8 protein-coding genes are annotated in these 10,377 nt (G+C 52.0%); all 8 read right to left on the bottom strand.

Annotated features, from left to right (window positions below):
* Positions 1-364: sigma-70 family RNA polymerase sigma factor (locus KF752_17700; GenBank protein MBX3423396.1), on the bottom strand; the 364-nt coding region annotated here is incomplete at its 3' end.
* Between the two features lie 493 nt (positions 365-857).
* Positions 858-1,943 (bottom strand): hypothetical protein, encoded by a 1,086-nt coding sequence (locus KF752_17695; protein ID MBX3423395.1) that lies wholly within the window; start codon positions 1,941-1,943, stop codon positions 858-860.
* Positions 1,918-3,105, bottom strand: coding sequence for a hypothetical protein (locus tag KF752_17690; GenBank protein ID MBX3423394.1), 1,188 nt, complete (start codon positions 3,103-3,105; stop codon positions 1,918-1,920). The genes KF752_17695 and KF752_17690 overlap by 26 nt, the downstream gene beginning before the upstream one ends.
* 324 nt (positions 3,106-3,429) lie before the next feature.
* Positions 3,430-4,020, bottom strand: coding sequence for a sigma-70 family RNA polymerase sigma factor (locus KF752_17685; protein ID MBX3423393.1), 591 nt, complete (start codon positions 4,018-4,020; stop codon positions 3,430-3,432).
* 192 nt (positions 4,021-4,212) lie between these two features.
* Entirely contained in the window at positions 4,213-4,539 is a 327-nt protein-coding gene (locus KF752_17680; protein ID MBX3423392.1) for a hypothetical protein, read from the bottom strand.
* 143 nt (positions 4,540-4,682) lie between these two features.
* Complete coding sequence (locus KF752_17675) at positions 4,683-6,815, bottom strand: 7-cyano-7-deazaguanine synthase (GenBank protein ID MBX3423391.1); 2,133 nt, start codon at positions 6,813-6,815, stop codon at positions 4,683-4,685.
* Positions 6,802-7,596, bottom strand: coding sequence for a hypothetical protein (locus tag KF752_17670; protein MBX3423390.1), 795 nt, complete (start codon positions 7,594-7,596; stop codon positions 6,802-6,804). The genes KF752_17675 and KF752_17670 overlap by 14 nt, the downstream gene beginning before the upstream one ends.
* 91 nt (positions 7,597-7,687) lie before the next feature.
* A complete protein-coding gene (locus KF752_17665) occupies positions 7,688-10,372 on the bottom strand; it encodes a DEAD/DEAH box helicase family protein (GenBank protein ID MBX3423389.1) in 2,685 nt (894 codons plus the stop codon).
* Positions 10,373-10,377 lie beyond the last annotated feature (5 nt).

The raw sequence follows: 10,377 nt of genomic DNA, 5'->3' as shown, positions 1-10,377 counted from the left end.
CCAACCGTCGGTCTTGATCTTGGTGGTGTAAGGTCTGGGACATTTCGACCTGACCGCCGTCATCACCGCGGACGCTCTTGCTGAGACTGACTCGGCCGGCGGTCGCGCGCTTTGATACCGAGCGATCGCGAACCACGTTGGCCAGGTGACGTTGCACCACGGTGCAGACGTACGGGTAGAGATGGCCAACCGATGGGTCGTAGAGTCGAAGGCTCTTCGTCGCTCGGACGTAGACCTCCTGGACCAGATCACTACGATCCTGCTGGGTAAAGTCGGACTTGGCGATCAGCTTTCCAACTTGACGATTGATGACACTGCGAACGAAATTGTCGTCGGCGAGATTGATAGAATGGTTGTCTGACACGGACGGACCTCCTGGTTGAGGCCCCACAGGCGACAGGTCCGAGAGTTAAAGCCTGTGAGGCTCGCCCGCTCGTTTGCGGGCTGTTTCCTGATGTGAATCAGACCTGTCGTCCGCTACTGGCGAAAATTCCCAAAACGGCCTGGGAAAGAAGAAAATTCCCATTCGTCGCCACAGGAAACCCAGGAATTTACGGGCTAAACGCAGTGAGAAATTTGATAAAATCCCAGGAGTAGGGTTTTGGGAAATTCCCAAAATTCCCAGTTGAGAAGGGGGAGGTACCCGCGTGAAGTTCGGATTTCGCAAACCATCGCTGAAGAAAAGAATCGCGGCGCGAACGTCCGTAAAGAGAGCGATTCGCCATCGCCTGGGACTCAAAGCGCCGAGAGGCTGGGGATGGCTAACCAATCCCCGCAAGGCCGCCTACAACCGCGTGTACAACAGAACGACTCGCGGTTGTTTAGTTCTGATTATGGCAGCCGGCGTAGCGACGATTTCACCATTCGTCTTGTTGACGATTTGGTTGATTCGCTGAAGAGAACGAGTGCTCCCAGTCCTCGGGATGCAGTTTGAAGACGCATCTCCAACCCTTTCGATCGTCGGTAAGCTCGATCGGCTCGCCCTCGATGTCAAAGAACTGTTGAAGCGACTTGTTAAGCAATTCTCGCTGCTTACGATTCTTTCGGCAGGCGTCAGGAGAGAGCCAGGTCATCATGCCATGTTCTCTAGCAAACTTAAGAAGCAGCTCCCACTGCTTGCTGGGTTTACCACTTCGCGAATCAACCAACCCCAGTTGAGAGTAGGTCAACACTTGTCGCTGGTCGCCGATGACCACGCTGATCTTCTCAGTGTCGCTGAAACGCATCTCCACATCGCTCCAGCGGCTACCGCTTGGAGTTGGGAATCGACCAGTCACGGTTTTCGCTGGTGGCATCAGTCGATCGCGGAAAGCAACCAATTGCTGACGTGTCCATGGGGACAGGCACCACTCGCCATCATCGCTGAACAACAACGATTGATCGAGCGGAACCACGAGAGATCCTCTCGAGTCCAACATAGTCTCGTTGCGACTACTCAACATCCGTTTGGATGTGAGAAACAAAACGAATGGTCGCTGAAACTCTGCCAAGAACGCATCAATGCACCAATCAAGCCGGCGAGGATCGCTTACTTTGGCCAGGAACAATGAGAAGCCAGATCCATTGGGATTCCCGTAGTGACCCAGCCTGTATCGATACATCGGGCCTCCGAGACGTTCGAATGCCATATCATAACCAACTAGCGAAGCCAGCTCTGCGGCCAGCTTGCCAAAGCTGAACTCGTAGCAAACGATGTCGCGTCGATCGACCGGAACGTACTCCTCGGTCTTCTCGTTGTAGCCTTCGAAGACACCATCCTCGACCTCGACGATTTCCAGCCACTCGTAAGGACGACCTGGAACAGGCAGCGCCGCAGCGCGGTCTTTGATCGGCACGAGGAGATTACAGTGCTCATCAAATGCGTCGCCGAGCATCAGCCGCCAGCTCAAATGCGAGGTCGCCACATCGTTTAGTTGCTCAAGTGCTTGCCAGGGCTGGCTCATGGCGAGTCCTTCTTGGTACTTGCTTCGAGATGATGAAGCCGCGCTGGGTAAGCCAAGCTTCGATGGTCGACGACACTCGACCACGACTGTAGATGGCAACATTAGGAGGACGAACTGTGATCGCCAATTCGGTCTTGCGTCCCTCAAGCTCCATCTTGAACGTTGCGGAGATCAAACGCCTCTCGATGCGAATATTCTTGTTTTTCGCCTGTGCCCACTCAAGCAGGTCGTCGCCTTTTCGAATGGTTATCACGCCGTAGCGATCATCGGGGTCACCAAGCCAAAGCTCGATCATTCGAACATCGCGGACGCCCTCAATATCGCCAGGTACCAGTGCATCAAACTCGAACTCGCGAAGAGGATCGAGCGTGTACTTCACGCCAGTCGGAAACAGGTTCTCATTGCCGAACATATGCTTGCCCAGAAGACGGCAATACAGGGCTTTTTCCCTCGCTGTCTTGGCATTGACCCGTAACTCTCCAAACTCACGGTTGTAGATGGCTGAGGCGCTCTGCACTGGCCAGAACGACTGAAATCCGAACCGACCATTTTCTACAACCGTCTGTCGTCGAAAGAGGCTTCCGTGCATGATGGAGAATTCGACCTCCTCGTGATTCTCGAAGACTTCAACCTTCGTTCCCTGAGCGCGGAATCGCTCCACATGCCAGGAATCGATGTCTCGTTCCAGTTGCTGAAGCGTCTCCTCTGCGGGCGTCACGAACTTCGGAGCAGTGGTCTGGCTCGCTTGAAAATAGTCGTACGAGCGAACTCGCTTGATCCGAGACAACGCATGGGTCTGGACCAGCTTCTCGCGATTCGACAGCCACGCCGCCGTGACGATGTCGGCCGAAGAATGCTTTCCTCCAGGAGCGATTCCAAGGGTTTCGGCTGGAACTCGGTCGAGCAACAGGTCGACAGCAACCGTGTTGGCTAGTTCGTCAATCAAAGAGATCGCGTCCAGCAAGTCTGCCGGCGTTTCACGATCGGCTTTGGCTATCTCGCGTATGACCGCTTGGCAATCGATCGAGCCTGGGGCTTCGATCGGGACAGCCCGATTTGCAAAGAAATCGGCATAGGGGTGGAGAAGAGCGAACAATCGCTCGGGATCGATCGATTCCAAAACACCGGGGCGCGACAGGCGCGAAATTCGAACTGCGGTCATGTTGCAAACCTTGAAAATCAATTAGCCATACCAATCCTTCATTGATTAAAACGTCAAGCGATCCAAACGACTGACGCACAAAAGTGCGATTGGCAGGGGCTGGCCTACGGCTTCCACCGTGCAAACTCCTAGCGTGGGCATCCCATCCGCCAGTCCATGACCGTTGTCCTATGTGATTCCATCCAGGCCAAGCCGCTGCCAATCGCGAATGCTATCATCCCGATGGCTGTGACACGTTAGGTCACAGCCGGGAAGAATTTTTTGGAAAAGCCAAAACTACCGTCCGGCAATTCCGCCTCCAGAAAGTTTCGCTCGGGAATTCGACTATTCCTCGAGATACGCTCTGAGCCCGGCGTCATCAAACTGCTGACGGATCTGACGCAGCCAATCGTTGATCGTCGTTCTCGGGATTCCCATTTCCCGCGAAATTTCAGACACATTTTGCGTTCTGAGCCGGCGAACAATCTCTTGGCAAACCGGTGGCAGCTTCTGGATTGCTGATGACAAATCCATTCGAATACTGGCTCGCTCTTCATCACTTCGAGCTGTCTTTCGACATAGCCTTCGGTCCTGGTCTTCCTGCCGCAGAAGCTGGTAAAGCTCGCAGGATTCACCGTCAGCGCCGCGGACAACCTCGCTCAAACTGCACCTGCCGCTCGTGTGCCGCTTGACCGTCGACCTTTCCCGAAAGATCTTTGAGGCGATACGTTGGATCGCGGTACATAGGAACGGATAAGGATGGCCTATCGCTGGATCATAGGACTGAATGCTCCGCATTAGTCGTAAATGGATTTCTTGAACTAGATCATCAACCTCGCTTTCGTTAAAAACTGGCGCCCTAGCCAAAAGCAGGACACGACGTCGAATCACCGCTAGGACAAACACGTCATTGTGAAAATCAAAAAATTCAGCCATTACAAAAACTCCTTACTGGCTCGGAGCTTGGCGTGGGACAACGACGAGCGGTCAATGCAATGCAGCAAAACGAAAAAAGCGGCAGCAATGCGAGTCGAGCCATGTTCGGCGTCGCCCACAATTGCCTCCGCTTTGCGGCCAGCTAAATGTCAGGAAACAGATTATGTTGAATTGAGTGTTAGCTGCTCATTACTAGCAGCACGCGCATTCCACGATCACCATCCGGAATGGAAGCCCATTCCGCACTTCGAGTAGTTCGATGACCCCGTCGCGCTTTTCATCAAAGAAGTCGAACAGTTCAAGAACCTGTTGCTTAAGTTCAAAATCAGCCAAACAATCCTCGGCTCGCGAACCATTTTCCGAGCCAAACTTGACCTCTCTCTGTCGGCGAACTGACTTCTCTAAAACAGGCTCCCCCCCCTCAAAGGCGAGTGACTCGATCTTGCCAAAGTTCGTGTTTTGCAGAAGTCGAATTAGCCTTTGCCGAGCAAGCGACAAGTGAATAAACCTCTTAACCATTGACCTAAACTCCCGTGAGAAAGCGAGTTACGGGCCCTGCACAACAAACGATTGCGCAAATTGGGACACCGCTCAGGAGTTGTTGGGGCGACAAACCGAGTAGCAGAAGCTACTTTTCGAGTAGCCTTCGAAAAAAGGGAAAATTAATCGCTCGAACCGAATGGCCTCAGGTCCCAATCTATCGGGTCAACAGGTTGATAAACGCTCATCATGCCAAACTGCAAGCTCGCTCTAAGGTGCGAAGCGCAGGATGGACTGGATGGCTCAATTTGCTTCTCGATAAACCTGTTGATGTTGTTTCGAAACGCATCTCGGACATTTTTGCGTTTGTCTGCTACAGACTTCAACTTGCCACCCACTCCCATAGCTTCCCTGATTTTTCCTGCGATGAAAACAATGTCGTCCTCGCACTGTTGCAACTTTACAGAGTCGTTTTCTTCGCGAGCCCTTTCTTGGTCATCACGCAGATCGATCAATTGTCGGTTATACTCGCCAAGCGCCGTCCAGTCAGAAACCTTGTCAACGGCTTTGAATAAAGGATTCGGCCCGAGACTGAGTCCAGAATCCATAGCCTCTTTCGCCTCAAAGTACTCGCCACACTCGGACAAACATACTCCACAAACAATCTCGATAATCGAACGAGGCGTTCCCGGAGATAGGAGCAATTGATGTAGGTAATTAGCCCCTACAGCTGGTAACAAATGGACATCCTCACCATCGGCAAAACGAAACCGCCAAGAATATCCCTGCTTTCGGAATGAGTAGGGAGCCAGTTTTCCACCATCATTGTTGTTGAGTGAAAACGAGGTTGGAAGATTGGACTCGTATACGATCCTAAGCATTGAGTCTACCGCGATGGTTCGCTCTCGAATTGCGACTTTGTACTCTGCAAGCTTTTCATCTACGACAGAATTGACATCCGCCGCATGCTTTTTGTAAAGGTCAAGACATCGCTGAGCAACCGCGCCAGCGTCACCTCTTATAAACGGAATAGCTCTGGTGAGCTCTGGATACTTGCGAATAAGGTGGGCTACCGTCTCAATCTTCCTGACTTGATTTGATCGCTCGATGTAGCTTGCATATAACGTCTTATCCGCTCCGACCTTCTGCTCTGTTGATCGTGACTGTGTGAACACGTCAACCTTGTAGTTCGAAAGTTCGTCGAACTGTTCTGCCTTCGCGGCAATGATCGCAAACCGTCGATCAATGCATTGCGAACAAGTCCCACAGTGAGAATGATCATTAGTCATTTCCCACGTATGTGTACAACTGATGGAGTGCTTGACTAAGTCTTGGCAACCTGACTTCACAATGAGGTCGACAACTTCCGTTTTTGTGCGCCAATCAAAAGGGTTCTCTACAACAAAGTTTGTGTCGGTAATTAACGACAACAACTGCGAAAAACTGTGTAGTACGCGAGGGTGGGTGGTTCGTGTCGCTTTTCCGCCAACCACTTCAGCAGAAATGGGTAAATTGAGGCTAATGACTCCATTTTCGTAAAAGCGAATTGATGTATGTCCAATCTGTTTGGCAACAACGCCGGCAAGAGCGGCGTAAAGAAAAGAGCGTGCTCGCTGCGTGTACTCCGCATTCATCCACTTCTTCTTGTGGACAGTAACTCTCATGTGCTGCGGAGGATTGGACTTGCACTTTGCCTCAAGCTGTGCTGCCAATGCAGCGTATTTTTTGTCTATCTTCTGTGTCGAACGATGGTTGACCAAAAGCACCCTTCGCTTCTGATTCACCGCTTCGTCAATCACTCCAGCAAGAGAATCAAGTCCTCCCGAGTAGAGCATCACTTGGTCAGGAGAACCGAAAAGCTCGCCACCATCATTCAGGTTATTCAGAAATGCCTGAAACAGAGGGCGGTCAGTAACTCGTGTGAAAACAAACTCGTACGTATCGTCTGATAGAAACGAAAGGCAATCCTGAAGCGTTGTTTTCGTAGCCTCCGAATCCCAAAACTCCCAATCCTTCACGGGGACCACGAATTTGAAACGACGATGCCACGTGGTGCCAAAAGTTTCAACTTCATTGACACCTCTCTCTACGCATTGGTCTGCGATGTAAACGTAGGTTGCGATGTCGAGAAAATCGTGAAGGCGAGCGGGAACGTCCTTGTACATTGAACCACGCAGACCCTCGATTCCGAGGGTGACTCGAAAGTCATCTTCAAGGCCATACTGATGTAGGCGAATCTCGCTATTGCAGTCAGCAGTAACGAAATCGCTCACCTTAGCGTTGCCGCAAACTACAGCCACCTTATTGCTCATCACGTTTGGCCCTCACCTTTAGCTCATCTCTAATCTTCTTGAGAGAATAGGAAGCGAATCCTTCAACGGACTCCCGCGAGATGTTTTTGTTCTCGGCGAAGCGGTGTTTCGAGAACCACTCTTCCGAGAACTGTTCAACTATCTTCGAAGATTCTCGACAGTGTTTCTCCATGGCTTCCTCGAAGTGTGCCATTTGGTTGGTTGTCACGAATCGCTGCCCTTCACCCAATTGTGTTGCAAGCGTCTTACTGAGAAAGTAATTCATGCATTCTTGCGTAAGGCGAGAAAAGAATTCACGCGAGAGCTTTGCAAATTCCTTTTGGCTTCCAAACTGCAAAAGTGCTTGACGGGCATGCTCGGAGTCTAGATTAAACAAAGATTGTTGCTGAAGCTTTGGTTCCAGTCTCTGAACCACCGCGTCGACTAGGGCACGATGCGCGAGCTCAGCGAGATCAGACTGGGGATGTCGTGTATCCGGCAGATTGGATAGTGCGGCAGAAATCGCGACTGCTATCCCCGGTAGAGATGTGTTCGCTGGTATATCAACGCCGATCGACCGTAAATATGCCAGCGGATCTGAGTGACTGCTCGCCAAACCCAACTGAGTGAGTACCCAAACGGCCTGATGATAGCCGCGATCGTCTTTCACGAAATTAAACGCGGAATCAGCAGCATTTACGGTTGAGCTTGCAACCTGCTGGACATTAGCTCCCACTGCAATCAATTCAACAACCTCACGCCATTTACGTGATTGTGGTAATGTTCCGAGTCGAGTATGTCCCATATGGTTTTTCCACTACAGTTCTCCCTCCGTGATTGTTTTTGTTCTATTGCTTTGCTATCTAAATAAACGGCCATGCATGGTTTTTGAATCACTAGTCTTCTAGTTGTCTCGAAAGGCACGCCCAATCTCCTTCAACCACCCAGGCGAACCGATAGCCGTCTGGGCTGCGTTGCGCCCAAAGCTCACCGATATCGCGTTTGTGCTGCTCATCCGGGTTGGATGCCAGCTTCGCGTTCTTGTATTCGACGATCACGATGGTTCCATCGAGCAATTCGACGATGAAGTCAGGAAAGAACTTGCCGGGCGATTTCGGCAACCAGAATCCACCGTGTGACTCGTGATCGAGGTTACGAAGCCAGCGTTTCACGTTTGGATGCGAGTCGATGATCGTCGCCGTCTCGAGCTCCTTCTTGTTCATGTCGCCGATCAGGTCAAAGGCATGCTTCTTGAACTTGTGGCCGCCGGAGTATTCGCGTGTTGGGTTGTAGCGAAACTCTTCCACATGAACGGCGAAGTCTCTGTCCGTTGTGATTGACTCCGGGTCATCCTTGATCAGCATCTCGGTCGCCTTGCGTAACTGTATGCGACCATGGTCTGTGATTTTGACACGAATCACTTCGGCTAATTCGTGGCGTCGTCGCACCAGCATCGATAGCGGAATACCGCGTTTCTGGACCAGTGCCTGGATGACTCGCAAGAGCCAAGGTTGGCTGAAACGGAGTAGCAGTCCCTGCAGCGAATCGCCTCTGTGAATCTCGCGGTCAATCCAGCGAACCAGGTTCACTTCGGACCAATCATCGTCCTCACGAATGAGCTCAAGCTGACGGAGCCGTACTTCGCTACCAACTCGCGAGACCAGTCCGGCTTCATTTCCACCGCGAGATTCAATGTCGATGGTGGCAGAGTTACCGATCTTGATGTCGGATGCGAATTCACTTTCCGGGATGGAGACGTCACACTTATTGAGATCCCAGTCAAATTGGTCGAGCTCGATAGGCTCAAGCAATCGTCGGCGGTCATCAGTCTTTACGCTTAAGCGCGGGACAATGAATGGTACTGCGAACTGGCCTGGCAATTTGGGCGTTATCCCTGCAGGTTTCTCTAGTTCCCAGTAATCATCGATCGCCTTTTTATCTTGCTCAGTATTAACTGCGTTTTGAAGCTGGTGAAGTTCTGTGGGTGTAGGCAAGTCCTCAAGTACCAATGTGCTCGACTCAGGTTCCCATCGAATCTTATTAGCCAAGGTTGGCGTGAGCTTGTCCGTTGCTGGAGGAGCTGTCATTGGGATGCGGCTGAAACCAAGTCCTTGTTGAGCTGCATTCACCTTCACTCGCAATGCGTCCGCCGCGGAGCGTTCGTCGAATCCACAGGTCTCAACCATCCGATCGCGTAGTTGCATCGCTGTCTGCACAACATTGTCGCTCAACACAAACGCATAGGCTCGATCCAGGGCTGGCACGTTCGTTGGACAAGCGTTCGGCATTCGCAGAATTCGACCGATCAACTGTTCGACCGCCGTTGCGGTGGCCGTATTTCCAATCGAACCTAACACGTAGGCCCAAGGGCAGTCCCAGCCTTCGCGCAGCTTGTCAACGGTAATGATGTAACGGATGGGACACTGCAACGCCATGAGATCCGTGTCACCGATCTCATCGACACTACCTGTGCAGATCTTTACGTCGGATTCAGGCACCTCAAGTTTCTCAATCAATGCCTTCTTCACAGCCTCAACCGTGTGCATCTCTTTGGTTTTAGAGTTAGGCTGAGCTTGAATCAGCGCGATTGGTCGAATCGGCTGGACGCCGTTATCTCGATGTTCAAGATCAGCGAGAAATTCAAGCTCCTCGCGGCGATGCTTGGTCGCAGCAAGTACTTCGAGCCAGTCAGAGCGATTCTCAAGCTCAACAGGCAGCTTGATCATGCCCTCATTCTTGAGTGCCAGGGCGCTGACGCTGTGAAGAACATTGCTTGCATACTTTGGATTAGTGCGATGCGATGGGTCGTGCGTTTGCTCTGGTGTGGCCGTCAGCTCAAGGACAAACGACGGTCCGAATCGCATCAAAGATTCGAAGGAAACTGGCGTTCGAGCGTTGTGTGCCTCGTCCATCACCACAATAGGCTGTCGAACTCTCAGCGCATTCGCCAACGACAGTTGAATTAGACCTGACTCATCCCTCTGTAGATCTTGAACCACAGCCGCGGGTAAATTCTCCAGTGGCTCCTTCATATAGCCGTTGTCTCGATAGATTCGACGAGTTGCGTCCAGCTCTTCGCCACTGCGGTCGTCGCGAATCCTGTAGGACTGAATCGTCGTCACAATTACGATGGCAGGACCACCAGGACGGACAAACTGCGGACGAGTCAGCGCTTCCTCGAGCGTCATGACTTCAATTGCAGCTCCCAACTCTTCCTCAATCGCCGCGCGGTAAGGATGGTTGGGATTCTTCAGACCTCGAAGCGTTTGGTCACGAATGGTTGTGCTCGGAGTGATCCAAAGAACGGCTGGCCGGTCGGTTGCAAGCAAGCTTCGGCCGACGACTCCGACGGCATGAGCGCCCAGAAGTGTCTTTCCGCCACCGGTCGGGATTCGCAAACAAACGTAAGGTACGCCACCGAACCCTGGCGTCGATAGATAGTCTCGCTCGGTGAACTCGGCAAACGCATCGTGCTCCGGTCGATGAACACCAAGCAGCGATTTCTCGCGCACGGCTGCAGCGTATTTTCCAAGAATCGAGAGAGATTCAGTCTGGTATTGCTTAAGGGGCAATCGCCACATCGGCA

The sequence above is a fragment of the Pirellulaceae bacterium genome, assembly GCA_019636385.1.
Lineage (GTDB): Bacteria > Planctomycetota > Planctomycetia > Pirellulales > Pirellulaceae > Aureliella.
This window is presented reverse-complemented; position numbering and strand designations above follow the sequence as displayed.

What these genes read in the sequence shown, in the direction of transcription:
- KF752_17665 (MBX3423389.1), bottom strand. Translation starts at nt 10,372, where the DNA reads ATGTGGCGATTGCCCCTTAAGCAATACCAGACTGAATCTCTCTCGATT.
- KF752_17695 (MBX3423395.1), bottom strand. Translation starts at nt 1,943, where the DNA reads ATGAGCCAGCCCTGGCAAGCACTTGAGCAACTAAACGATGTGGCGACC.
- KF752_17690 (MBX3423394.1), bottom strand. Translation starts at nt 3,105, where the DNA reads ATGACCGCAGTTCGAATTTCGCGCCTGTCGCGCCCCGGTGTTTTGGAA.
- KF752_17680 (MBX3423392.1), bottom strand. Translation starts at nt 4,539, where the DNA reads ATGGTTAAGAGGTTTATTCACTTGTCGCTTGCTCGGCAAAGGCTAATT.
- KF752_17670 (MBX3423390.1), bottom strand. Translation starts at nt 7,596, where the DNA reads ATGGGACATACTCGACTCGGAACATTACCACAATCACGTAAATGGCGT.
- KF752_17685 (MBX3423393.1), bottom strand. Translation starts at nt 4,020, where the DNA reads ATGGCTGAATTTTTTGATTTTCACAATGACGTGTTTGTCCTAGCGGTG.